General features: G+C 64.1%; 27 protein-coding genes, 2 tRNA genes and 1 pseudogene. 21 read left to right on the plus strand and 9 right to left on the minus strand.

Features of this window, described 5'->3' with window-relative positions; genetic code table 11:
- Positions 1-27: 27 nt before the first annotated feature.
- Positions 28-1668 (minus strand): tyrosine-type recombinase/integrase, encoded by a 1641-nt coding sequence (locus IVB19_RS02950; protein ID WP_247821030.1) that lies wholly within the window; start codon positions 1666-1668, stop codon positions 28-30.
- Between the two features lie 94 nt (positions 1669-1762).
- Positions 1763-1837: transfer RNA gene (locus IVB19_RS02955), tRNA-Thr, on the minus strand.
- 317 nt (positions 1838-2154) lie between these two features.
- Here IVB19_RS02955 and IVB19_RS02960 point away from each other — a divergent pair.
- The 14 genes from IVB19_RS02960 to IVB19_RS03025 all read left to right on the plus strand — a co-directional run bounded on the left by IVB19_RS02960 (position 2155) and on the right by IVB19_RS03025 (position 11770).
- Entirely contained in the window at positions 2155-2367 is a 213-nt protein-coding gene (locus tag IVB19_RS02960) for a hypothetical protein (RefSeq protein ID WP_085361131.1), read from the plus strand.
- Between the two features lie 26 nt (positions 2368-2393).
- A complete protein-coding gene (locus IVB19_RS02965) occupies positions 2394-4100 on the plus strand; it encodes an FAD-dependent oxidoreductase (protein ID WP_247821031.1) in 1707 nt (568 codons plus the stop codon).
- A gap of 235 nt (positions 4101-4335) precedes the next feature.
- Entirely contained in the window at positions 4336-4644 is a 309-nt protein-coding gene (locus tag IVB19_RS02970) for an EthD family reductase (protein ID WP_007615494.1), read from the plus strand.
- Between the two features lie 224 nt (positions 4645-4868).
- Positions 4869-5378: a hypothetical protein gene (locus IVB19_RS02975; protein ID WP_247821032.1), complete on the plus strand. Its 510-nt coding sequence runs from the start codon at positions 4869-4871 to the stop codon at positions 5376-5378.
- A 19-nt stretch (positions 5379-5397) separates the two neighbouring features.
- Positions 5398-6222 carry an alpha/beta fold hydrolase gene (locus IVB19_RS02980; protein WP_247821033.1) on the plus strand — a complete coding sequence of 275 codons (825 nt, stop codon included), beginning with the start codon at positions 5398-5400 and terminating at the stop codon, positions 6220-6222.
- 136 nt (positions 6223-6358) lie between these two features.
- Entirely contained in the window at positions 6359-7018 is a 660-nt protein-coding gene (locus IVB19_RS02985) for an NAD(P)H-binding protein (protein ID WP_018453108.1), read from the plus strand.
- Between the two features lie 81 nt (positions 7019-7099).
- A complete protein-coding gene (locus IVB19_RS02990; protein WP_247821034.1) occupies positions 7100-7537 on the plus strand; it encodes a DUF2948 family protein in 438 nt (145 codons plus the stop codon).
- Positions 7538-7689: 152 nt separating this feature from the next.
- On the plus strand, positions 7690-8985 hold the full coding sequence (hisD, locus tag IVB19_RS02995) for a histidinol dehydrogenase (protein ID WP_204512533.1): 1296 nt from the start codon (positions 7690-7692) through the stop codon (positions 8983-8985).
- On the plus strand, positions 8982-9479 hold the full coding sequence (locus IVB19_RS03000; RefSeq protein ID WP_204512532.1) for a UPF0262 family protein: 498 nt from the start codon (positions 8982-8984) through the stop codon (positions 9477-9479). Before hisD ends, IVB19_RS03000 begins: the two co-directional genes overlap by 4 nt.
- A gap of 5 nt (positions 9480-9484) precedes the next feature.
- Complete coding sequence (locus tag IVB19_RS03005; RefSeq protein ID WP_018453112.1) at positions 9485-9952, plus strand: arsenate-mycothiol transferase ArsC; 468 nt, start codon at positions 9485-9487, stop codon at positions 9950-9952.
- A gap of 156 nt (positions 9953-10108) precedes the next feature.
- On the plus strand, positions 10109-10738 hold the full coding sequence (locus IVB19_RS03010) for a Maf-like protein (RefSeq protein ID WP_007597557.1): 630 nt from the start codon (positions 10109-10111) through the stop codon (positions 10736-10738).
- Positions 10739-10893: 155 nt separating this feature from the next.
- Entirely contained in the window at positions 10894-11076 is a 183-nt protein-coding gene (yacG, locus tag IVB19_RS03015; RefSeq protein ID WP_007597555.1) for a DNA gyrase inhibitor YacG, read from the plus strand.
- Positions 11077-11261: 185 nt separating this feature from the next.
- Positions 11262-11337 (plus strand) — tRNA-Phe (locus IVB19_RS03020).
- Positions 11338-11521: 184 nt separating this feature from the next.
- Positions 11522-11770 (plus strand): hypothetical protein, encoded by a 249-nt coding sequence (locus IVB19_RS03025; RefSeq protein ID WP_247821035.1) that lies wholly within the window; start codon positions 11522-11524, stop codon positions 11768-11770.
- A 13-nt stretch (positions 11771-11783) separates the two neighbouring features.
- Here IVB19_RS03025 and IVB19_RS03030 read toward each other — a convergent pair whose 3' ends face one another.
- Complete coding sequence (locus tag IVB19_RS03030; protein ID WP_018453114.1) at positions 11784-12926, minus strand: helix-turn-helix transcriptional regulator; 1143 nt, start codon at positions 12924-12926, stop codon at positions 11784-11786.
- 625 nt (positions 12927-13551) lie between these two features.
- Here IVB19_RS03030 and IVB19_RS03035 point away from each other — a divergent pair.
- Genes IVB19_RS03035 through IVB19_RS03045 form a run of 3 tightly spaced genes read left to right on the plus strand, consistent with a single transcriptional unit; the run spans position 13552 to position 16238 of the window.
- The gene (locus IVB19_RS03035; protein WP_018453115.1) at positions 13552-14226 is read left to right on the plus strand and encodes an FABP family protein; all 675 of its coding nucleotides are present in this window, start codon (positions 13552-13554) and stop codon (positions 14224-14226) included.
- A gap of 19 nt (positions 14227-14245) precedes the next feature.
- Entirely contained in the window at positions 14246-14956 is a 711-nt protein-coding gene (locus IVB19_RS03040; RefSeq protein ID WP_026232465.1) for a RibD family protein, read from the plus strand.
- Between the two features lie 10 nt (positions 14957-14966).
- Positions 14967-16238, plus strand: a complete 1272-nt coding sequence (locus IVB19_RS03045; RefSeq protein WP_018453117.1) for a flavin monoamine oxidase family protein — start codon at positions 14967-14969, stop codon at positions 16236-16238.
- A 58-nt stretch (positions 16239-16296) separates the two neighbouring features.
- Here IVB19_RS03045 and IVB19_RS03050 read toward each other — a convergent pair whose 3' ends face one another.
- Complete coding sequence (locus IVB19_RS03050; RefSeq protein ID WP_018453118.1) at positions 16297-16617, minus strand: hypothetical protein; 321 nt, start codon at positions 16615-16617, stop codon at positions 16297-16299.
- A 270-nt stretch (positions 16618-16887) separates the two neighbouring features.
- Here IVB19_RS03050 and IVB19_RS03055 point away from each other — a divergent pair.
- A pseudogene (locus IVB19_RS03055) lies at positions 16888-17015 on the plus strand (oleate hydratase); the annotation flags it as partial.
- 38 nt (positions 17016-17053) lie between these two features.
- Here IVB19_RS03055 and IVB19_RS03060 read toward each other — a convergent pair.
- From IVB19_RS03060 to IVB19_RS03075, 4 genes are all read right to left on the minus strand, one after another.
- Positions 17054-17644 (minus strand): hypothetical protein, encoded by a 591-nt coding sequence (locus tag IVB19_RS03060; RefSeq protein ID WP_018453119.1) that lies wholly within the window; start codon positions 17642-17644, stop codon positions 17054-17056.
- A 196-nt stretch (positions 17645-17840) separates the two neighbouring features.
- A complete protein-coding gene (locus IVB19_RS03065; RefSeq protein WP_247299245.1) occupies positions 17841-19154 on the minus strand; it encodes a tetratricopeptide repeat protein in 1314 nt (437 codons plus the stop codon).
- A 13-nt stretch (positions 19155-19167) separates the two neighbouring features.
- Positions 19168-20178: an aldo/keto reductase gene (locus IVB19_RS03070; RefSeq protein ID WP_247821036.1), complete on the minus strand. Its 1011-nt coding sequence runs from the start codon at positions 20176-20178 to the stop codon at positions 19168-19170.
- A gap of 280 nt (positions 20179-20458) precedes the next feature.
- Positions 20459-20884, minus strand: a complete 426-nt coding sequence (locus IVB19_RS03075) for a PaaI family thioesterase (protein WP_026232466.1) — start codon at positions 20882-20884, stop codon at positions 20459-20461.
- Between the two features lie 66 nt (positions 20885-20950).
- On the opposite strand from IVB19_RS03075, the gene IVB19_RS03080 reads away from it, so the two are divergent.
- Together IVB19_RS03080 and IVB19_RS03085 are read left to right on the plus strand one after the other, a co-directional pair.
- Positions 20951-21580, plus strand: a complete 630-nt coding sequence (locus IVB19_RS03080) for an NUDIX hydrolase (RefSeq protein WP_018453122.1) — start codon at positions 20951-20953, stop codon at positions 21578-21580.
- Between the two features lie 70 nt (positions 21581-21650).
- Positions 21651-22865, plus strand: a complete 1215-nt coding sequence (locus IVB19_RS03085) for a hypothetical protein (protein ID WP_018453123.1) — start codon at positions 21651-21653, stop codon at positions 22863-22865.
- Positions 22866-23024: 159 nt separating this feature from the next.
- On the opposite strand, the gene IVB19_RS03090 is transcribed toward IVB19_RS03085, so the two are convergent.
- Positions 23025-23327, minus strand: coding sequence for a hypothetical protein (locus IVB19_RS03090; RefSeq protein ID WP_026232467.1), 303 nt, complete (start codon positions 23325-23327; stop codon positions 23025-23027).
- Between the two features lie 194 nt (positions 23328-23521).
- Between IVB19_RS03090 and IVB19_RS03095 the strand changes: the two genes are divergently transcribed.
- Positions 23522-24001 carry a hypothetical protein gene (locus IVB19_RS03095; RefSeq protein WP_018453125.1) on the plus strand — a complete coding sequence of 160 codons (480 nt, stop codon included), beginning with the start codon at positions 23522-23524 and terminating at the stop codon, positions 23999-24001.
- The last annotated feature ends 115 nt before the right edge of the window (positions 24002-24116 follow it).

A 24116-nucleotide genomic window follows, 5' to 3' on the forward strand; every position in this document is an offset into this window, starting at 1 on the left:
CGACCACCGGACTCCTTTGCAACGCCCTCAGCCGATCCGGCCGGGGGGTTTTTTTGCAATCCGGGGGATGGCATTGATCACCCGGGCCATGGCGAACACCGACACGTCGCCGTAGTCCTCGCCAGATGTTCGGGCCGCGTGGCCCTGAATGGCGTCAACGACACGCGGATCGAATCCAAGGTTACGACTGACTGACTTGAGGCGATGCCGCCATGCGTGGTTAGGCTGGACCCGTTCGTCGGTTACCACTGCCCGAACGAAATCAAGAACACGTTTGTAGCTGCCTCTCGCGAACAGCGGGCCGTCTCTCGAGTCAGCGACGAAGCGCAACAACCCGAGTTCGATCAGGTGTGGGTGGATCGGGACCAGCCGGTAAGTCCCGGTCTTGATGCTTCCAGCAAGTGGATTGAGATCAAAAACATGGTGACCTGACTCGGTGCGAACATCCTCTTTCCGAAGCTGGAGCGCCTCCGCGATACGGCAGCCGGTGTAGCAGGCGATCAGCGGAGCCCACCGCTTGGCGGCGGCAGTCATCGGGTCCTCTTTCCGCTTCTGCACGTATGAAAGGCAGGCCCCGAAGATCGAGCCGGCTTCCTGATCTGTGAAGCCCTTCGGACGGGTCCGGATTTTCTTCTCTGCCTTGACCTTGACTGCGTCCGCCGGATTTTTCGTCAGCCTGCGATTGTCTACGGCCCAGCCGAAGATGGATTTGATCCCCGGCAGATCACCATCCTTCAAGGTCTTGGCGGTCACGACCTTCAGACGGGCATCCTTGAATGCAAGCATGTCCTGCTCGGTCACGCGGTTGGCATCGTCATGACCAAGATGCTTAACTAGTCGATCAACGGCCCCCTTGTAAGTGTCATAGGTGGTCCGACTGCGGCCAGTTGCTTTGGCTTCAGCCCACCATAGGTCGAGCAGGCCGGTGATCGTCTGTCGCGGCTTGATTGCTGTTACGCTTTCGATCGGAGGGAAGCGCTGCGCCCTCGGATCGGGGCTGTAATCCCCCTCCGCATTGCGCCGGAGCTGCCAGCCTGCATCGAGGCTGGCCGTTCCGACAAGGCGCAGGAAGCGTTGTCGATCATTCGGGTTGAGGTGGATGCGCTGGCGGATCAGAACCCAATCCGCGAGCAGCCCGAACCGATCCTCCAGCGCGTCATGCTGACCGGCAGGGAAGGTGTTGACCGCCGCAGTCAGGTCGTCAGTCCCAAACAGTTCTATCGCGGTGTTCGCCTCGTTCGGCATCAACGCGGCAGGTGGTGGGTTCTTGATGCGACCTTCGAGCGCCGCGCGACTGAGCGCCTTGTGATACATCCATGCGTCAGGTTCGCCCGGGTTGTCGCGGTGGATTTCCTGATACAGCCGGTAAGTCTCGCCGCTCAGCGCAACCATGTCTTTGTGACTGAGACTGATCGGAGCCGCTTCGGTCAGATCAAACAGCCGGCGCAGATGATCCAGAGCGTTGGCCTGTCGCGCCTCTGCGATGGTCCTGTCGTCCGTTCCGAGGCTAAACGCTACATCGCTGCCGATCGTCACCGTCCGGACGAATGGATAGTCGTCTGGTGTGCTGATGCTCAGCAACACGCGCTTGCCGCGTAGTCGATCGACGATCTTGGTAGGAACGCGAATTCGAAATTGGGGAACGGTCGAGCCGGCACGTTGGGACATTGAGAACTTCAGAGAAACCATTGGTCTGTGTGGCACTTTTGTGTGGCACTCAGGACCGAAATTTCAAGAAAATCAATGTTTCCAGCAGGATGGGTGGTGCTGCCAGACAGGATTGAACTGTCGACCTCTCCATTACCAATGGAGTGCTCTACCACTGAGCTACGGCAGCATGTGCTGGGATTAAGAATCGGCCGCCACGAGGGGCCTACCAAGCGGGCCGATATCTGCCACAAGGCCCCCTCCTGTGCAAGCTTGCTAGCTCTGCCAAAGCGATAAAATCGGGTCGATATCGGGGCCAAAATGCCTGTTCTGGCGCGAAACGGCCGACTTTCCGCGGAATAGGTTCCGATATCCCCACCCAACTGGCCAGTTGCCCGATACGCCGGATTCGATCCATTTCGATTTTCGCACGATCGGATCGCGCAGGCCTCTTGAGCCGCCTTATTCCTCGGGCATGTTATCGCCGATCGCTGTAATGGACCGGTGATGGCAGACGAGAACGACAAGAGCACGAAGCAGGACGCCAGACAGGCGAGGGCGTCCCGCGACGACCGGCTCAAATCGGCGCTGCGCGAAAACCTGAAGCGGCGGAAGATGCAGGCGCGCGAACGCGCCGCAAGCACCGACCCCTCGCAGAATGAAGATGGTTCCCTAGATGAGGGGGCCGCCGGCGAGATAGCCGGCAAGACCGGCGACTAGAATTTTTGGAGTGCATGGACGTGGCAATGGGGCAGGACGAATCGCAACGACCCGAGAGTGACGCGCAGATGTCGCGGTTCACCCGCCCTGAACAGACCTTTCCGGCGCTGACACCAGCCGAGATCGAGCGTGTCAGGCATTTCGGCGAGGTCCGCAACTATGCCGATGGGGAATTCCTGTTCGAGACCGGTAAGCCGGGACCCGGCATGTTCGTCGTGCTCAAGGGCCACGTCGCCATCACCCAGCGCGACGGCCTCGGCCATGTCACGCCGTTAATCGATCAGGGGCCGGGGCAATTTTTGGCCGAGCTGAGCCAGCTCTCCGGACGGCCGGCGCTGGTCGACGGCCGCGCCGAAGGCGATGTCGAGACGCTGCTGTTGCCGCCGGAGCGGCTGCGCGCGCTGCTGGTCGCCGAGGCCGAACTCGGCGAGCGCATCATGCGCGCGCTGATCCTGCGCCGGGTCAATCTGCTCCAGGGCGGCGTCGGCGGCGTGGTGCTGATCGGTCCGTCGCATTCGGCAGGCGTGGTGCGGTTGCAGGGCTTCCTCACCCGCAACGGCCAGCCGCATCATCTGCTCGATCCCGCGCGCGATCGCGACGCCGCCGACGTCATCGCGCGTTATTCGCCCAAGCCGGACGACTGGCCGCTGGTCGTCACACCCGATGGTGCGGTGCTGCGCAATCCCGGCGAAACCGAGCTTGCGCGCGCGATCGGCATGATCGGCGGTCCGCGCAACGACCGTATCTACGACGTCGCGATCGTCGGCTCGGGGCCAGCCGGGCTCGCCACGGCCGTGTATGCCGCGTCCGAAGGCCTCTCCGTCGCCGTGCTCGACACCCGCGCCTTCGGCGGCCAGGCCGGCGCCAGCGCGCGCATCGAAAACTATCTGGGCTTTCCGACCGGCATTTCCGGCCAGGCCCTGACCGCGCGCGCCTTCAACCAGGCACAAAAGTTCGGCGCGGAAATCATGATCCCGGTGACGGTGAAGTCGCTCGACTGCACGCGCAAGGACGGCGCGTTCTCGGTGGCGCTTGACGGCTGCGATCCCCTGCATTCGCGCGCGGTGGTGGTCGCAAGCGGCGCACGCTATCGCCGGCCCGAGATCGAGAACCTCGACAAGTTCGAAGGCCGTGGCGTCTGGTATTGGGCCTCGCCGGTCGAGGCGAAGCTCTGCGCCGGCGAGGAAGTGGCGCTGGTCGGCGCCGGAAACTCGGCGGGGCAGGCCGCTGTGTTCCTGTCGGGGCACGCCAAAAAAGTGCTGATGATCATCCGCGGCGGCGGTCTCGGCGCCAGCATGTCGCGCTATCTCATCGAGCGCATCGAAGCCACGCCGAACATCGAACTGATGTTCAACACCGAGATCACGGCGCTCGAAGGCGACGAGGCCTCGCTGCTGCGGCGCATCCGCTGGAAGAGCCGGCTCTCGGCCGACGAGGATTTCGCCGACATCCGCAATCTCTTCCTGTTCGTCGGCGCCGATCCCGCCACCAACTGGCTCGACGGCTGCGGCATCACGCTCGATCGCGGCGGCTTCGTCGTCACAGGCGCGCAGTCCGAGCAGAACCAGGGCCGGCTGGTCGCGCCGCTGGAGACGTCGGTGCCCGGCGTGTACGCCGTCGGCGACGTCCGCTCCGGCTCGGTCAAGCGCGTCGGCGGCGCCATCGGCGAAGGCGCCCAGGTCGTGGCCTCCCTGCACGGCTTCCTCGGCGACGCCGCAAAACCGGCGCTTTAGTCAAGGACAAGGCAAGTAAATGGCAAGTCGAATGAGGCTTGCCATCTTGCGGTGTGATGCGTGACTATCTCCTCATCCTGAGGAGCGCGCATTGCGCGCGTCTCGAAGGAAAGGCCCAGCTGCCAAAGCCGGGCCTGCATGGTTCGCGCGGCGATGCGCAAGCATTGTCCGCAGGGGCGCTCGCGCGCCTCCTCACCATGAGGATCGACAAAGAAGCGCTTAACGGGAGGACTAAATGGCTGAAATCGTCGTGCTGTATAAAACGCCAACGGATGCTGCGGCCTTCGACAAATACTATGCCGAGACCCACATTCCGCTCGCCAAGAAACTTCCAGGCTTGAAGAAGTACGCCATCAGCAAGGGGCCGGTCGGCTCCCCCGCTGGACCTTCCGGAATCCATCTCGTCGCCATTCTCACCTTCGACAGCACAGCCGACATCCAGGCGGCATTCGCTAGCCCGGAAGGCAAGGCGACCGGTGCCGACGTGCCGAAATTCGCCAGTGGCGGCGCCGACCTGTTGATCTTCGACACCAAGGAAGTGTGAACCGCGATTCGACTTCGTCGACTCGTAGCCCGGGATTTCGCCTCGCTCCATCCGGGCTACAACTGCCGTCGTTTGTGACAGCGGTGCAAATAATTCAGCCATGCGTTTTCTATTCGCACGATGACGCATGGCTGCGCACGCATGTGTGACGCCAGCGCGTGTGGCAATTCGATGAGGACCGTAATATCAATCCCGACCTCAATACGGAGAGTAGGAGAGATGTCATGGTTCTTGGGTTGAGCTTGCCCGCCTTCACGCTGGTTCATGTCATCATCAGCCTGATCGGCATCGCCGCCGGCCTTGTCGTGATGTTCGGCCTGCTCGGCTCGAAGTCGATGCCCGGCCTCACCGCGATTTTCTTAGCGTTCACGATCCTCACCAGTGCCACCGGCTTCCTGTTTCCGTTCAAGGAGCTGCTGCCGTCGCATATCATCGGCATCATCTCGCTGGTGCTGCTCGCGATCGCCTGCGTCGCGCTCTACGGCATGAAGCTCGCTGGGGTGTGGCGCCCGGTCTACATCGTGACCGCGATGATCTCGCTCTATTTCAACGTCTTCGTGCTGGTGATCCAGTCGTTCCTGAAGGTGCCGGCACTCGCCGCGCTCGCACCCGCCGTGGCGCCCGCGCCGCCCTCAGGGCCGGTGTTCGCCGTGGTGCAGGGCCTCGTGCTGGTGTTCTTCGTGGTGCTCACCATCGGCGCCTGGCGCCGCTTCAAACCGATGGCGTTCGCCTGATCGTTCAAGGAGCCTGACAATGCCTACCATCACCACCAAAGACGGCGTCGAGATCTTCTTCAAGGACTGGGGCTCGGGCCAGCCGATCGTGTTCAGCCATGGCTGGCCGCTGTCGGCCGACGACTGGGACGCCCAGATGATGTTCTTCGTGACGCGCGGCTATCGCGTCATCGCGCATGACCGTCGCGGCCATGGCCGTTCGTCGCAGGTCGCCGACGGCCATGACATGGATCATTATGCCGATGATCTTGCGGCGGTGACCGCCCATCTCGATCTCAAGAACGCAATCCACGTCGGCCACTCCACGGGCGGCGGCGAAGTGGTGCATTACATCGCGCGCCACGGCGAGAGCCGGGTGGCGAAGGCCGCGATCCTCTCCGCAGTGCCGCCGCTGATGGTGAAGACGGAGGCCAATCCCGGCGGCCTGCCGAAGAGCGTGTTCGACGATTTCCAGGTGCAGCTCGCTGCCGGCCGTTCCAGCTTCTACCGCGACATCGCGGCCGGCCCCTTCTATGGCTACAACCGTCCCGGCGCAAAGCCCTCGGAAGCGGTGATCCAGAACTGGTGGCGCCAGGGCATGATGGGCGGCGCGAAAGCCCATTACGACGGCATCGTCGCGTTTTCGCAGACCGACTTCACCGAGGATCTGAAGAAGATCAATGTGCCTGTGCTGGTGATGCACGGCGACGACGACCAGATCGTGCCTTACGCCGACTCCGCGCCGCTGTCGGCCAAGCTCTTGAAGAACGGCACGCTGAAGACCTACAAGGGTTTCCCGCACGGCATGCCGACAACGCACGCCGAGACCATCAACGCGGACCTGCTTGCGTTCTTCAAGGAGTGAGCGGCCTCAGTCCACGCGCGGACCGATCTGATTTCGAACGGGCCGGGTGCGAACACGTTCCAGTCGCGTGTGAGCCGGTGGTTGCAGCCTTTCATTAGTCAGTCTGCCGCGGAAGGCGCACTGCGGGGAGGTCCCGATGCAGATCATCATCTTCGGCGCGACCGGCATGGTCGGGCAGGGCGTTTTGCGCGAATGCCTGATCGATGCCCGCATCGATCGCGTGCTCGTGGTCGGCCGCAGCCCGACCGGCGTGCGCCACGCCAAGCTCACCGAGATCACACACGGCGAGTTCACGGACTATTCGGCGATCGAAGCGCAGCTCACCGGCTTCGATGCCTGCTTCTTCTGCCTCGGCGTCTCCTCGATCGGCATGAGCGAGGAGCGCTACCGCCATCTGACCTATGACATCACGCTCGCAGCGGCGACCGCGCTGGCACGGCTCAATCCGCAGATGACATTCGTCTATGTCACGGGCGCCGGCACTGATTCCACCGAGCAGGGTTCGCGGATGTGGGCGCGGATCAAGGGCAAGACCGAGAACGACCTGCTCAAGCTGCCATTCAAGGCGGCCTACATGTTCCGGCCCGGTGCGATCCAACCGCTCCACGGTGCCCGCTCCAAGACTGCGTGGGTGCAGGCCGTGTATGCAGCAAGTTGGCCGCTGTGGTCGGTGCTGCGCCGGCTCTCGCCGCGGCTCGTTACCTCGACCGAGCAGATCGGCCGCGCCATGATCCGGGTTGCGCGGGAGGGGTATCCGCGAAAGGTGCTGGAGATGGAGGATATCAATAGCCTCTAGTCCCGTAGGGCATTAGTTCTAGGGAAATTTCGCCGCCCGCGCGCGTTGAGCCCTATCCGCCCGAAGGAGAAAGCGCCGTCGATGTCTCCCCAGCTCAAACTGATCGCGCTCGACGCCGACGACCTCTCCGTGATCTCGGCCCACGTCCAGGACGCCCACGTGCAGCCCTCGGACATCATCTGGCGGCAAAGTGAAAAGCGGCTGGTCGTCGGCATGAGCCGGTTGGACTGGGAGCAGACGCTGGACGGCGAAGCCGAGCCGCGCAGGCTGGTGGCGGCTCTCCGGTTCGACCGCGTGCTCGCCTGCAAGTCGCGCGACATCGACCTCGACGCGCCGGACACTGTCCTGGACCTTGTCGGCATCGAATTCCACGGCCAGGACGCCCCCGGCGGGAGCGCCCTGCTGCTGTTTGCCCAAGGCGGCGCCATCCGCCTCGACGTCGAATGCCTGGAATGCGAGCTGACTGATCTGGGGGCGGATCAGCTGGGGACGGGGTTGGAGGCTGAAGGCGAGGGGTGAGGTGGCATGCCAACGCCACGCCTTCCGGTTTCGCCAGGACGACGCCGGAGGGGAGCGGCCCGGCTCAAGGGTTGACGCAGCTTCCCCGCCGCGCCATTGAGCAGGGGCCTGGTGAGCCAAACCGCGCCCCCAAAAACCAGTTAGAAGCCAAGATGCCCGTTCGTCTCGACCGCAGCAGCGCCGATTTTGACCAGCGATTCGGGGCCTTCCTCGCCGCCAAGCGCGAGGCCTCGGCCGATGTCGAGGCGGCCGCGCGTGCCATCGTCGACGACGTGGCGAAGCGGGGCGATGCCGCCTTGCTCGAGGCCACGGCAAAGTTCGACCGGTTGACGCTCGATGCATCCGACCTGCGCGTCACCGCCGCCGAGATCGAGGCCGCGGTGAAAGCCTGTGATGCAGCGACGCTGGATGCGCTCAAGCTCGCGCGCGATCGCATCGAGACCTATCACCGCCGCCAACTGCCGAAGGACGAGCGCTTCACCGATCAGCTCGGCGTCGAGCTCGGCTGGCGCTACACCGCGATCGAATCCGCCGGCCTCTACGTGCCCGGCGGCACCGCGGCCTATCCGTCCTCGGTGCTGATGAATGCGGTGCCGGCAAAGGTCGCCGGCGTGACGCGTCTCGTCATGGTGGTGCCCTCGCCCGACGGCAAGCTCAATCCGCTGGTGCTGGCGGCGGCAAAGCTTGGCGGCGTCACCGAGATCTATCGCGTCGGCGGTGCGCAGGCGGTGGCCGCGCTCGCCCATGGCACCGCGACGATCGCGCCCGTCGCCAAGATCGTCGGCCCCGGCAATGCATATGTCGCCGCGGCAAAGCGGCTGGTCTTCGGCAAGGTCGGCATCGACATGATCGCCGGTCCCTCCGAGGTGCTCGTCATCGCCGATGACACCGGCAATGCCGACTGGATTGCCGCCGACCTGCTGGCCCAGGCTGAGCACGATGCCAGCGCGCAGTCGATCCTGATTACCGCTTCCGCGCGCCTTGCCGCCGATGTCGAAAAAGCCGTCGAGGCGCAGTTGAAGACGCTGCCGCGCGCCGTGATCGCCAGCGCCTCGTGGGCCGATTTCGGCGCCATCATCATGGTGAAGAACCTCAACGACGCCATTCCGCTCGCGGATGCGATTGCCGCCGAACATCTCGAGATCATGACGCAAGATCCCGACGCGCTCGCCGCAAAAATCCGCAACGCCGGCGCCGTGTTCCTCGGGCCGCATACGCCGGAGGCGATCGGGGACTATGTCGGCGGCTCCAACCATGTGCTGCCGACGGCGCGCTCGGCACGATTCTCGTCGGGGCTCTCGGTGCACGATTTCCTCAAGCGCACCTCGATCCTGAAATGCGGCCCGGATCAGCTGCGTGCGCTGGGACCAGCCGCGATGATTCTCGGCAAGGCGGAGGGGCTAGATGCCCATTCGCGCTCGATTGGATTGCGCCTCAATTTGTCATGACCCAGCCGCCCGAACAGGACGACTCGACCAATCGCATCGTCGGCGTCACGCTCGACGAGGACTCGATCGGCCGTTCCGGGCCTGACATCGAGCATGAGCGCGCGATCGCGATCTACGATTTGATCGAGCAGAACCTGTTCGCGCCGGAGGGCGCCGACGGGAAGGGGCCGTTCACGCTGCATATCGGGATCACCGGCAGCCGGCTGATGTTCGACATCCGTCGCGAGGACGGCACGCCCGTGGTCGCGCATCTGTTGTCGCTGACGCCGTTCCGGCGGATCGTGAAGGACTATTTCATGATCTGCGACAGCTACTATCAGGCGATCCGCACGGCGACGCCGGACAAGATCGAGGCCATCGACATGGGCCGCCGCGGCATCCATGACGAGGGATCGCGCACGCTGCAGGAGCGCTTGAAGGGCAAAGTGCGGATCGATTTCGAGACCTCGCGCCGGCTGTTCACGCTCATTACCGTTCTGCACTGGAAGGGTTAAGCGCGATGGCGGGTCCGCCACGCGCACGCGATCCGCAATCGGTGCTGTTCGCTTGCGCCATGAACAGCGTGCGCTCGCCGATGGCCGAGAGCCTGCTGCGGCACATGTTTCCGCAAGGGCTCTACGTGAAATCGGCCGGCGCCAGGCGCGGCGAACTCGATCCGTTCGCGGTGTCCGTGATGGCCGAGCTCGGCCAGGACATCTCCGCCCACAAGCCTCAGACCTTCGAGGAACTGGAGGATTGGGAGGGGTTGAATTTCGACCTGATCATCACGCTGTCGCCGGAGGCGCATCACAAGGCGCTGGAGCTGACCCGCACGCTTGCCGCCGACGTCGAGTATTGGCCGACGCATGATCCCACCACCATGGAAGGCAGCCGCGACCAGAAGTTGGCTGCCTATCGCGACGTCTGCGACCAGCTCCTGCTGCGCATCCGCCGGCGGTTTTCGAAGGTGGGCGCGGCGAACGGGTAGCATTCGGCGCCCGTAACACCCGCGTCACAGACTGCAGGCACACGCATCCTGTACCCGTCGAATCAGTAAAGTCCGGGTTCCCGGGTTGTGAAATCAGCCCCCGTCCGATAGGTTCCGCGCGCAATTCACCCCCTGCTTCATTCCCCAAATCACCTGATGCTCGGCCGCCCCAAATTCGTTCTCGCCTCCGGTTCGCCGCGGCGCCTGTCGCTGCTCAACCAGGCCGGCATCGAGCCGGACGCGCTCCGGCCCGCCGACGTCGACGAGACGCCGAAGCGAGGCGAGCTGCCGCGCGCCTGCGCCAACCGGCTCGCGCGGGCCAAGGCGGATGCGGCGCTCAAATCGGTGCAGCTTGACGACGAGCTGCGCGGCGCCTTCATCCTCTCCGCCGACACGGTGGTGGCGGTCGGCCGCCGCATCTTGCCCAAAGCCAACCTCGTCGACGAGGCCGCGCAGTGCCTGCGGCTGCTGTCGGGTCGCAACCACCGCGTCTACACCGCGATCACCCTGGTGACGCCGCGCGAGGCCTTCCGCCAGCGCCTGGTCGAGACCCGCGTCCGCTTCAAGCGCCTCTCGGAGGACGACATTCAGGCCTATATCGGCTCCGGCGAATGGCGCGGCAAAGCCGGCGGCTACGCGGTGCAGGGCATCGCCGGCTCCTTCGTGGTCAAGATGGTGGGGTCCTACACCAACGTGGTCGGCCTGCCGCTCTACGAGACCACCACGCTGCTGGGCGGCGAAGGTTTCCCGATCCGCTTCGGCTGGCTCAACGCCACCGCCGTCTGAGCCGAAAAGCCGCTCCTGCAAAAATCGCGAAAACAACCCCATGCACAGTAGAATTGCCCCGCGGAAATCTGGCCGGGACGCCTGCGCTTCCGCCGGAGGAACCCCTTTGGCGACGGGCTCTTGAACTCTCTCACCTCGTGTAAGCTGAGCACCCTATGGACGACCAGGTGAAAAAGCCCGCAAGCCCCCTCAAAACCTGTCCGATCTGCGGCAAGCCGCAGTCCGAGGCCACCCGCCCGTTCTGCTCCTCGCGCTGCCGCGACGTCGATCTGAACCGCTGGCTGAAAGGCTCCTATGTCATTCCCGGCCGGGATGACGAGGCAGACGGAGAGGAATAACCCTGTTCTATCAAGCATTTAAATTGTCGATGCACCGCTACGCGGCGTTGCCTCCGAGCCACGTCCTGCCTTGTGCACAGCCGGGCCACGCCCCGCGAAGCCATCGGCGAAGCGTGGGTGGACAGGCAGCCTTCAGCCCACTATAAACCGCCCGCTCGATGGGCTTTGGCCCCTCTTTGGAGCACGCCCAGGTAGCTCAGTTGGTAGAGCATGCGACTGAAAATCGCAGTGTCGGTGGTTCGATTCCGCCCCTGGGCACCATTTTCGCTCTCCACGGGCAACATCTTGCCCAGCGCCAAGCCTTGAGCGCCAAGCCTTGACCAGCCGGCTCGCGCAGCAATCCGTTCCGGAACCAGATCGCGCCCGCCGTTGCTGGCACTCTGCTTGCTCAGCCAGGACCAAAGTCTGGCCTTGGAAGAGAGGCCGTTTCAGGTTGAGGCAAGTGATGCAAGAAATGTCCCGTTCTGGTGCTGCCGGCGAACTCCGGCTCGATGCGTTGGTCGCCGATTTGTGGTGGCGCGTTAGACTCATCAACACCGACATTCTCGAGGAAGAGGCGAGAGCAGGGGTGTTTGACGTGCTTCAGCCGACCTATCCGCTTCTTGCGCTGAATCTTCGCGCGCGACGCGACAATTTGGTCTCGCCGATCGGCGTGCTCGAGCAGCGTGCGCGATCAACGTCGGAAGCGGCTTGAGCGCGGTCTTCTGTTACACCGGGAACGTCAGCGATTTCGCGAGCCTGACCAGATCGACCTGGCGCCGGCAGCCCGTCTTTTCGAAGACGTGAATGAGATGGCTCTTCACGGTGCTGACGGAAACGCGGAGCAAGGCCGAGATTGCGTCTCGTGTGTGTCCCTCGCAGATGAGCTCGAAGATGCGAATCTCGGCCGGCGTCAGGTCATAGAGCTGGTTGAGCGCATCGTGAAGCAATCGCGGCGGCCCGGAGGCTGACGTCACGAACACGGCGGCAGCGGCGCTCTGGATCAGACCGGATCGTGTGTGGCTGCGTCGCAGCGGCAGAACGTGGATGACGAGAGGCTCACCGCTTTGGCGAGGGATCGGGATGCCGATGCCTTTTTGCCCGAGCGTCGCCTCGTCCTTTGCCGCCTGCGCGACGGCTGATTGCAATGTGGCCGTGCTCGCCGCGGATTGAACCGCGATCCTGCCATGCCTTGCCACGATCGGATCGCCGGCCGCGAGCATCGCCGCGGCTGCGGCGTTGGTGTGAACGATCTTCGAATCCTCGTCGGCCAGGACGACGCCCACCGTCAGGGCCTCCACCGTCGCCGCGAATGTGTTGGCTTCCACCGCCTTCATGTCGAACAGATTGCTGATCGTCACGGCGCGGCGGATGTGAGGCGCCAGAAGGCGCAATCCGTCGACCTGCGCATCGTCGATCCGGCCTGCCGACTCATGCTGGCTGAATATCGCATTTCCAACCATCGTCCTGTCGCGAACGAGGCCGACGGCAACGGCGTCGAACAGGCCCCTGGGCATGGCCCATTCGCGATAGTAGCGGTTGCTGGAAATAACGTCCGGCCGGACGGCTTGGGATTGAACGACCGGCTCGCCGAGCGGGTATTGCCGAATGCGTTCGGCGCCGCCCCAGAGCTCGATGATGTCGGGGCCGTAGCCGACCCCGTTCTGGGCCATCTGGGCCAGGTCGGACCCGGAGACCGCATTGACGACGGCCTTCATGTTGGTGAGGCTGGCGACCGAGAGCGCGCCGGTGGCAAAGCCGAACTGGGCGCAGATCTGATCTAGAACTTCGGTCCAGCCTTCCGGCGCGATCACACAATCATAGACACTGCCGATGAGGTCCGAGAACTTCTCGACCGAAGCCTGCTGCATTCCAAACCACTCACTTGAAAATAACGGACGTCACGTGAACGCTAGTTTAGGAGTGGCTTCGTCGCCTATGGTGTATTTCACAATCCTGAGGTGATCTTATCATCGTGATTCCGTGGCGCAAACGGGAACACCGAACACAAATGCTTATGACGCTCTCCTGGGCAGCTGCCATGATTTTCACGAATTACGGAACGTCAACGCCTTGGCTGCATAAGCCCGACGCTCGGGTGTCTGATTAAAACTGCGGCAGATTCGACGTCGATTGCAAAATCTACCTTGTTGTCAGGTAGCTCGCAGTGATCCACCAAGCGAAAGGCAGAACTCCATGCACAACTCCATCCAGCGATCGCATTGGCGACGTGGTTACACCCTCGAGCGCGACGACGCATCGTCTGCGACCATCGCGACCAGCCCATCGTGGGCGACCATCGCAATCAACCCATCGTCCGGGACCACCGCCACTAAGCGTCCTGGCGACGGAGCCGAACTGAGGAGGTTCGGCTCCGCTTCGCGTCATGCATCGTCTGCGCGTGGCGCCTATGTCCATTCGCGATTGTGAGGCTGGAGAACGAGCCACGCCCGCGCTCTCATGCTATTGCTGCCTCGCAACGACGCGAGGACACCCATGCTCCCCCTTCCCGCCGATATCTTCACCGAGCCCGAGGACGTCTCGCCCGACGGACTTGCCAATCTCGGCCCGCTCCGCCGTCTCGCCGGTGTCTGGCAGGCCGACAAGGGTATCGACATCAATCCGAAGGCCGAGGGGCCGGAGCGGCGGACCTTCATCGAGCGCATCCGGATGGACCCGATCGATCCGCAGGCCAACGGGCCGCAGCTGCTCTATGGGCTGCGGTATCACATCCACATCAACACGCCCGAGGAAGACATCACCTTCCACGACCAGGTCGGCTACTGGTTGTGGGAGCCCGCGACCGGGTTGATCATGCAGACGCTGGCGATTCCGCGCGGGCAGGTGCTGCTGGCGTCGGGCAAGGCCGGGCCGGGCGACAAGGAGATCTCCGTGACCGCCAAGCGCGGCGACACCGCTTACGGGATCTGCTCGACTGATTTTCTGGAACAAGCGTTCCGCACCGATGCTTACCGCTGCGACATCACCTTCAACGACGACGGCAGTTGGACCTATCTGATCCAGACCGAGTTGTTCGTGCACGGCGCGCCGTTCAACCATCGCGACACCAACACGCTGAAACTCATCGCGCCGCCAAAGCTCAATCCCCTCGCTTTGATCGTGAACGATCGCGCCACGGGGAATGAGAAGGGCAATGAGCCGGCTGCCTGAGCGCGGCCCGGAGATACGCATGAAGCCTTACGTCATCTGCCTGATGCATTCGAGTCTGGACGGCCGCACCCATCCGAGCCGCTGGCGCCCGAAGGGGGCAGGAACGGACTGGTTCGAGAAGATCCACGACGAGCTCGGCGGCGACGCCTGGGTGATCGGCCGCATCACCGGCTCGGAGTTCGCCAAGGGCGATGCCTATCCCACGACGGCGGACGCGAAATTTCCGCGCGAAAACTGGTTTGTGCGACGCGACGCGAAAACCTATGGCGTCGTGCTCGATGCGCAGGGCAAGATCGGCTGGGGCCGCTCCGATATCGGCGGCGATCCGATCGTCGTCGTGTTGACCGAGAGCGTCGCCGATTCGCATCTCGCGGGGCTCCGCGGCGAGGGCGTGTCCTATATCTTTGCCGGCAAGTCCGAGATCGACCTCGCGCTGACGCTGGACATCCTCAACCGCGAGCTCGGCGTGAAGCGCCTGCTGGTGGAGGGCGGCGGTGTCGCCAACGGCGCGTTCCTGCGTGCCGGCCTGATCGACGAGTTCAACCTGATCCTCAGTCCCGCGATCGACGGTGCCAAGGGCGCGCCCTTCGTGTTCGATTCCACGGACTCGGACGGCGACCGGCGCGCACCGCTGAGCGCGATGACGCTGGAGAGCACGCGGGATCTCGGTGGCGGCGTCCTGCTGCTGCGTTATCTGATCCAGAACGATCCGCAGGCCGTGGGCAAGTAACAGCACCGAGATGTCGGCAACATCCGAGCATATCGTCATTGTCGGTGCCGGCGCGGCCGGTCTGATGGCGGCGCGCGAGCTGGCGCGCGCGGGCAGGACCGTGACAATCCTGGAGGCGCGCGAGCGCTGCGGCGGCCGCATCCACCCGCTGCCTGCTTCGGAGTTCGGCTACCCCGCCGACGGCGGCGCCGAATTCGTCCACGGCGAGGCGCCGGTCACGCGCGCGTTGCTGCGTGAAGCCGGGCTGTCCCTACAGGAGATCGAGGGCGAGCGATGGGGCTTTGACGGCGCTGACATCGTGCGCGAGGATCGCCACGATCCGCATCAGGCTGAGCTGCACGCCGTGGTCCGGGAATTGAACGACGACCTCACTGTCGCCGATTTCCTGCGCCGGCATTTTGCCGGGGATGAGCATGCGCGGCTGCGCCATTCGATCGAGCGAATGGTTGAGGGCTATGATGCGGCCGATCCCGAGTCCGCCTCCACGCTGGCGCTGCGCGAGGAATGGATGGCTGGCGGGCACTCTCCGCAGGCGCGCATCAAGGGCGGCTATGGTGGGATGATCGACTTCCTGGCAGCCGAGTGCCGCAAGCTTGGCGTGACGTTTCGCTTCGGCTGCGTGGTGTCGGCGATCGAGGAGGAGGGCGGCGCGATCGTCGTTCGCTGTGTCGGCGGCGACGTGCAGGGCTGCGATCGCGTGATCATCACCGTTCCGTTGCCGTTGTTGCGCGAGATCGGGCTGCCGAGCCGCGCGCGCGCGAAGGCGGCGGCGGCCGACGATATCGGCTTCGGTAACGTGATAAAAATCCTGCTGCGCTTCAGGCGGCCATGGTGGCGTGAGCGCAAGGAAGAGCTCGCGGACATGGCCTTCCTTTTGTCCGACCAGGCCATCCCGGTGTGGTGGACGCAATATCCGAACCGGCATCCCGTGCTGACCGGATGGTTCGGCGGCCCGCGCACGGCAGCGCTGTCGCGTCTCGACCCGCAAGCGCTGATCGATACCGGGCTCGATTCGCTTGCGATCGTCTTTGGCCTGTCGGGCCAGGACCTCGCACGCGAACTCGTCATCGCGGTCGCGACAAACTGGGCGCACGATCCCTACGCCCGCGGCGCTTATTCCTGGGCGACGCCGCGAACGCGCGAGGCGCAAACGATCCTTGCGCGCGCCGACGGTCCGGTGCTGTTCTCCGGCGAGGCGCTCTATCGCGGAGCCGACATGGGTACAGTCGAAGCGGCGCTGGCGAGCGGTCAACAGACGGCGGGGATAATCTTGCGGGAATAGGCTGACGAGCAAAGAAAGGCCCGCGTTTCGCGAGCCCTTCGTCTTGCTGCCTTTCGTCTTACCAGCGGCTGCCGCCGAAGCCGAACGTCACGCTGGGACCGCCGCCGCCGTAATATCCGTACGGTCCACCGCCGTAATAGCCGTGGTGCCGCGGATAATAGCCGTAGCTCCGGTAGTGCGGACGATGAAATCCGTGATGGTGGTGAGGACGCCAGTGATGGCGATAGCCGTGATGGTGGTGCCTGTGCTGCGCGCTGATATCGGTTGACTGGGCGGCTGGCGCGTTCTGTTTCGCACTTGAATGATTGGCCGCGTTCGCCGCGGATCCGCCGACAAGCGCCGCAGCACCGACGGCCATCGCGACAAAGAGATACTTCATGTCATCACTCCGGTTGAATGTCGTGTGACAACACATGGTCATCCGGCACGTTCCGGCCAGTGCGGGCGTCGAAACGACGCAGTTACATTGGTCCGGTTCGCGCGGCTGCGTGCGTCTCTTGAGATCTATTGTCGCATCACCGGCGTGATCGCAACTCTGCCATCACTCTGCCGCGAATGACGCAATCACGTCATCGGTGGTGACGATGCGCGCGAATTCGTCGGTGAGCAATCTCGGCTTCGACACACAGCTGGTGCGCGGCCATCTGAATTCGACCCTGGCGTCTTCGAGGATGCGATCTGCATTCCCTGCCGCATGCCCTACATCACCAGCATGTTCATGCCGCGCAGCGCGGCCGACCGCTGCCGGTGCCCAGGAATTCCGTCAATCTCGCCTTCTTCGCGACGCTGGAAAGGCGTTCACGTAACGGATGGAGCTATTTGAACGGATCCTGGATCGACGGCGCCGACTGCCTGATGCGGCGCACGCTCACCGGCGTGCCGTCGGAGACGAACAGGAGTTCGTACTTCCGGCCCTCGCTGTCGGTCGCGGAGCAGGTGACGTCGTTCACCTTCTTGGCGGCGAAATTGCCGGTCTGGCGGCAGAGGCCGGTGGAGGTCTGCTCGGCCGGCACCGGCAGCCCGTCGACCTTGGGGCGGTCCTTGGAGTTGAGCAGCATGCGGTCGATCGGCAGCTCGTAGGAATTGTCGTCGGCGCGCTTGCCGTTCTCGCCGGAGAACGACACGACGTGATTGTCATCAGCGGGATCGTCGACCGCGACCGTGAAATTGACCCGGCCCTTGTCACCATGAGCGTAGGCGACCGTCTTGCAGGGGAAGGTGCGGCCGGCAACCTTCAACGTCTTGCAGTGGCCGGACATCAGCGCCAGCAAGTCGATAAAGGCGGTCTGTTGCCCGGGCGGATTGTTGACGGGAATCGGCGCGGAAGACTCGGCAAAACAAGGGCTTGCCAAGAGGACCAAGGTGGCGACGAGGGCAGCAGCGAGGATGGGGCGGCAGAGGCGCATCGGAAGGCTCACATGCCAGGGAACGACCGAAAAGTCCCGTCGGATAACCAGCGAACCGTAAATTGGTTGCGATCCCGTTTGTTCTGCCGGACTCGTCTGAAATACCACCGCGCCACCCCAACGGCAATTCGCCCATATCGCCCAACCCATTCCCGGCCAGCACTTGCCGTCAGGCCGGTGTTTTTTTCGTGGCGGGCTACCCCATAGCCGCCCGCCAGCGCGTATCGCGCAAGGATGGGCGGCGGTGCAGGCGGGCGTCGAGCAGGGCGCGGGCGCGCGGCAGGTCGCCGCTGCGCATGAGGGCAACGACAAAAGTGTCCTCGATCAACTCGCGCTGGGCGTGGCTGCCGCCGAGACGCACGACCTCGTCGAGGACCGGCGCGAGCATTTGCACGCATGCCGCGTAATCCTCGTCCGCAAAGGCTGCCAGCGCGCGGCAGACCGCCGGCACGACGGGGCCGGCCGGCAGCTTGCCATCGGCGAGCCGCTGCTCGATCGCGGTCAACCGCGCGACAAGCGCCTCGCGATTTTGCGTTGCGGCTGCGAACAGTGCCATGTGGATATCGGCGAAGGGCAGGCTCGATTTCGGAAACAGTCTTTGCGCGGTGGCATCGGCTTCGACCCAGAGCGCTCTCGGCACGACGTGGCCGTAAGCCGACAGGCGCCAGAGCAGTGACGCACCGTCGGTGACGAGATTGAGCGGCGGCGCCTGTGTGGCCTTTGGCTGCAGCACATCGGCATAGATCGCGAGCGCCCGCGCGGCATCGCCATGCTCCAGCGCGCCGAGCGCCTGATGCCAGCGGATGTGGCCGTGCAAGATCCCGGCGCGGTCGTAACAGGGGATCCAGTCGTCGACGAGCCGGTCGGCCGCTTCGATCGAACCGTCCTCGAACATCGCATGCAGCACGGCGTGCACGGCATGGGCATTCTGCCGGCGCAGCTCGAAGCCGCGCTCGGTGACACCGCGGCCGCGACTGACATTGCCGTTCTCGGTCATCGCCCAGCCGTACATGGTGAGGAACCACCAATCCTCGCCATAGTCATGCGCGACGCGCTCGCACAGCTCCTGCCGGGCGCGGTCGTGATCGGCCATGCCGGAGAACGCGAACAGGCCGAAGGCGCCGAGCGGCAGCGACAGCACCAATGCATCGCGCGGCCACGCCTCGACGTGCTTCATCGTCGCCGCGATTGCCTCGGGCAGCCGGCCCTCAATTGAAAGCGCCAGCGTCTCGACATGCGAACGCTCGCGTTCCGTGCCGCGTGTCGCCACGAGCTCACGGGCGAGTGCCGCCTTCTGCCGTGCCAGATCGCCTTGCTGATAGAAGCCATGCAGGCGGGCGCGGGCGATATGGGCCAGCGCAAAATCCGGATCGGCCGCAATCGCGCACTCCAAGGTTTCCGCCGTGCCGGTCCAGCCCGCGAGCATGAGGTCGACGCCTTCGCGATAAGCGGACGCCGCCTTGGGCGAAGAGGTAGAGAGCGGCAGGCCGTAGCGATCTTCGAGGGCCATTCTTGTCTCCGGCTCAGGCCGTCCGCGCGCGACGTCCTTCAATCGGATAGGCCGGGTCGTTGTAGCCTGGCGTCGAGGGATGACCCGGCACGACCAGTCTGTCGATCAGCGCCTCGTCCTCGGCGGTGAAGCGATAGTCGAGCGCGCCGGTATAGCCGTCCCATTGCTCCTCGGTGCGCGGGCCGGCAACGATCGAGGAGACAAAGGCGGAGTTCAGCACCCAGGCGACCGCGAACTGGCCTGCGGTGATGCCATTTTTCTCGGCGTGGGCCTTGATCTCCTGCGCCAGCTGGAGCGATTCCGGCCGCCATTCGGTCTGCATCATGCGGGTGTCATTGCGGCCCGCGCGCGTCTCCTTGTCGGGAGCCGCGTCGGGCGTGTATTTGCCGGTCAGCACGCCGCGCGCCAGGGGGCTATAGGGCACGATGCCGAGGCCGTAATAGGAGCAGGCCGGGAAGAGCTCGACTTCGGGCATGCGATTCATGGCGTTGTAATAGGGTTGGCTCACCGCGGGCCGGTCGATGCCGAGCCGGTCGCAGATGTTGCAGATTTCGGCGACGCGCCAGGCGCGGTAGTTCGAGACGCCGAAATAGCGCACCTTGCCGGCGCGGATCAAATCGCCCATCGCGCGCACCGTCTCCTCCAGCGGCGTCGAATGGTCTTCCTTGTGCAGATAATAGATGTCGATGTGGTCGGTGCCGAGCCGCTTCAGGCTCTCATCCGCCGCTTGCAAGACCCAGCGTCGCGACAGGCCGACACGGTTGGGATCGTCGCCCATGGGATTGGCGAGTTTCGTGGCCAGCACCCAGGCGTGACGGTTGTTGCCGATGGCGCGTCCCACGACCTGTTCGGATGCGCCCTTGGAATAGGCGTCGGCGGTGTCGATGAAATTGACCCCGGCCTCGTGCGCCTTCGCGATGATCCGCTTTGAGGTGGCTTCATCGGTCGGCCCGCCGAACATCATGGTGCCCAAGCAGATCGGCGACACTTTCAGGCCGCTGCGGCCGAGTTGGCGGTATTGCATGGGCGCGTCCTTGCTGCTTCTTCTGGCGACAGCATAACCGTCTCACTCCGTCATTGCGAGCGCAGCGAAGCAATCCAGAGATGCGTCTGCGGCGGCAGTCTGGATTGCTTCGCTGCGCTCGCAATGACGCGGTTGGCGGAGATGCTTGCTACGCTCTCAGCTGTCATCGCCCGGCTTGACCGGGCGATCCAGTATTCCGAGAGGGCTGTAGTTCAATCGAGAAGCCGCGGCGTACTGGATTCCCCGCCTGCGCGGGGAATGACAGCGGTGGGTATCGCTCCTACCCCGGCCCCTTCAAGATCTTGAACACACCATTGGCCATCACCACGCAGCGGCCGTCCACCGTCACCTCGGTGCTCATGAAGATCAGGCTGCGGGTCGAGCGCACCACGCGCGGGCGGGAGATCAGGATGTCGCCGATCTGGCCGGCTTCGACGAAATGTGTGTCGAGCTGCACCGTCGCCATGAACTCCTTGCCCGAGACATAGCGGGCAGTCATGCCGCAGGTACGGTCCGCGAACGTCATCATCACGCCGCCCTGGACCATGCCGCGGCGATTGTGGTGCTTGTCCTCGGTCGCAAGTGCGAATTCGTACTGGCCGTCGACCTTGCGCTCCCACAATGGGCCGATCAGGTGCATGAAGCCCGTGGTCTCCAGGATGGTCCAGCCGTCTGCTTTCAGCCTCGCGGCGGTCTTGTTGGTCATGTCGTCCATTTCCTGAGCGGGTCGTGCGATCTCGTTTCATCGGGGCCGGACGTGGTGTAGTCAAGCATGATGAGACCGTTCGACGATGCCACACGGCGGAATATCGCGGCTGCCTGTGCGGCCTTCACGCGGCTGCCGGAGGATGAGGCGCCGGCGGCGTTGAAGCGTGCCGCTGTGGTGATTGCGCTGACCGCAGCCAGCGAGCGCGATGACACGGCGTTCCTGCTCACGCTGCGCGCATCGCATCTGCGCGCCCATCGCGGCCAATGGGCTCTTCCCGGCGGACGCTGCGATGCCGGCGAGACGCCGGTCCAGGCGGCACTGCGCGAGCTCGACGAGGAGCTTGGCCTGCGCCTCACCGGCGCGGAGGTGCTCGGCACGCTCGATGACTATCCGACCCGCTCCGGTTATCTGATCACGCCGGTCGTGGTCTGGGCCGCCGATAGTGCCGCGATCAAACCAAACCCGGACGAGGTCGCCTCCGTCCATCGCATCGCGCTTGCGACGGTCGAGCGCGCCGACGCCTTCGATTTCGTCGCGATCCCCGAGAGCACGCGCCGTGTGATCCGTTTCCATCATCAGTCGAGCTTGATTCACGCACCGACGGCGGCCCTGATCTACCAGTTCCGCGAAGTGCTGGCAGGACGGCACACCCGCGTCACCGAGCTGGAACAGCCGGTATTCGCCTGGAAATGATGCGAGGGGCGAAAACGAGGTAAACGGCGCGTTAACGTGACAGTTACCGGATGCCTGCTAAGAGGGCAGCATGCATCAATCGATTCGAAATGCCGTGAGACTGGTTCCACTCGCGCTCGTCCTGCTCGCGCCTGCCGTGCGCGGCGGCGAATCCGACGCGCTGCCGCCGGCCGTCCGCAATGCCAATGCCCAGCTGTTGTCGCAGTTCTTTGCGCAAGGCGGCGTGTCGCCCGCCGTGCTGGAATATCGCCGCAAGCTGCAGGAGTATCAGGCGGCGCGCGCGGCCTTTGACGAGGAAGCCGGCGCCTATTGGAGTCAGATCTCCGAGAAGCGGAAAGGCCGTAATGCCAAGCGGCGCAGCGGGCAGCAGGTCACGCTCGACGATTACGTGCTGGAGCATCCGCCGCTCTATAACGGGCCGAAACGGCCGGTGAATCCGGAGCCGGAGGAAACCCCGGACCGCCCGACGAAAAAGCCGATCCCGGTGGTCGCCGATCTGCTGCGCGCGGCGCAGGAGCTTTATCAGTTCACGCCACAGCGGCCGGCCAACGAAGTCGAATTCAAGCGCGTCTATGCACGCTACGCGCTGGCCTCGGGGCTGACGCGCGAGCAGGCGGTGCGGGTCTACGCGTTCGAGACCGGCGGCACCGGCAGTTACGACGTGCAGGCGGGAATCGAACATGGCGGCAAGCGCGCCATTTCGACCGCGATGGGCTACAACCAGCTGCTGACGACCAACAGCGTCGAGCTGCTGGCCGAGCAAGGCCATGAATTCATCCGCGCTCTCTCTGACAAGGTGGCGCGGACCTCAGGCCCGGCGCGTCAGTCGCTCGAGCACAAGCTCACTGTGCTCAAGAAAATGGTGGCGCACGCCAAGTCGGTGCCCGACACCTGGTCGGAGCACGAGAAGATCGGCAACACCGCGCAGGGCTGGGCCATGCATGCCATGGTGCTCGACATCGATATCGGGCCGATGCTGCAGACTCACAAGCTGCTCACCTCGGTGCTGTTCGCGCGTGCCAAGGGCTACAACCGCCCGCTCAGCGCGGCCGAGCTCGAGATGATGAACCTCACCGGCGACGGCACCGGCCTCGACATGGTGACAATGCCGCAGGTAATGCGCGAGCAGGTGCCGACTTCGAACTTCTTCCAGCGCGGCGGCTACGAGCGTAACCCGGTCGCGATCCGCCACAACACGGTGGCGAAGCTGCTGGCGGTGACGGATACGAGGATGGACAGCAACAGCAACAACGCCGGCGCGCGCGAGCTGGCGGGGGCGTTTTAGGCGGCGTCGTCCGGCGAAGGCCGGGACCCATTACCACAGGGCATAGTTTGGGAGGACGGTCGTTCGGTACTGCGGCCGTACGCAATCGAGGGATCACGCGGTATGGGTCGCGGCCTTCGCCGGGACGACAGCAGTGTGTGGCGTCGCCGCGACCTCGCCCTACTGATCCGACCCGAACTTGAACTTGCCGTCGCCTTCCAGATACGGGCCGCTGCGCATGTAGAGCTGGCCGTTGTGGCCGAGGAAGAACAGCGTGCCCTTCGGCACCTTCTTGGCGCCCTTCAGAAGTTCGCCGGCATTGCTGGTGCCCATCTTGTAGGAGAAGGTCTTGCCGTCCTTGTCATAGGCGTAGCCGGTGTCGGGCTTGAGCTCCCAAGGTGTTGCAGCGGTCTGCGCCAATGCGGGTGCAGCGAACGCGCCGAGCACGGCCGTCACCAAAAATATCCTTGTCGAAAATGCCATCACCCTATCCTCCCCATCGAGGCTCCCGGCTTGAACAAATCACGAACGGCGCTTCCAGGTCAATTTGCGAAAGCGCCGCAGCGCATCACGTCTTGCCGAGCAGTTTGTGATTTTCCCTTCGTCCCCGCGCGACTATGTTCCGCTTTCCGTCTAGAACGCAATTCGACAAAAACATTGGGTAGGGGATGATTCGAATGAACCTCGTCATTAAAGCTTGCTGGGCCGCCGGCCTGTTGCTGACGGTGCTCGCGCCGGCCGCCCGTGCCGATGATTACCAGCTCAGCCACAACCAGAGGATCTCGTGCAGCCGCGGCCTGGCCCCGGGCAAGCTGAACACCGCGACCTGCAAGTCATACACCTACCTCTTCAACACCAAGACCTCGGAATATTTCCGTTGTCAGGTCTCGCTGGCGCTGACCCGGGACAACAAGGAAGTCATCAACGTCCAGACCGACGGCGGCTGTACCAAGAAGCCGCGCATCTTCGACACCGACGGCCATTACGATTTCGACGCGACCGAGACCGAGCCGCCGAACACCAATTCGTTCTTCGGCCCCGGCGGCTACTCGGTGTGGGCCGCCGACGTCGGCGCGCAGAAGGTGCGCGGCTGCATCATCATCTCCTCCGGCCTCGGCTCCGACATCTCCAAATGCCTGGACATGACCTTCCAGTGAGGGGCTGACCAGACCTGGCTGCGCCACCTCGCCGCACCTGGCGAGTTCCCCAAAAATCGAACCAGCACAGCCATTTACTGCAGTCCTGTTTTGACTTTTGGATGGGTTGACCCGC

Source organism: Bradyrhizobium sp. 187 (assembly GCF_023101005.1).
GTDB lineage: Bacteria > Pseudomonadota > Alphaproteobacteria > Rhizobiales > Xanthobacteraceae > Bradyrhizobium > Bradyrhizobium canariense_D.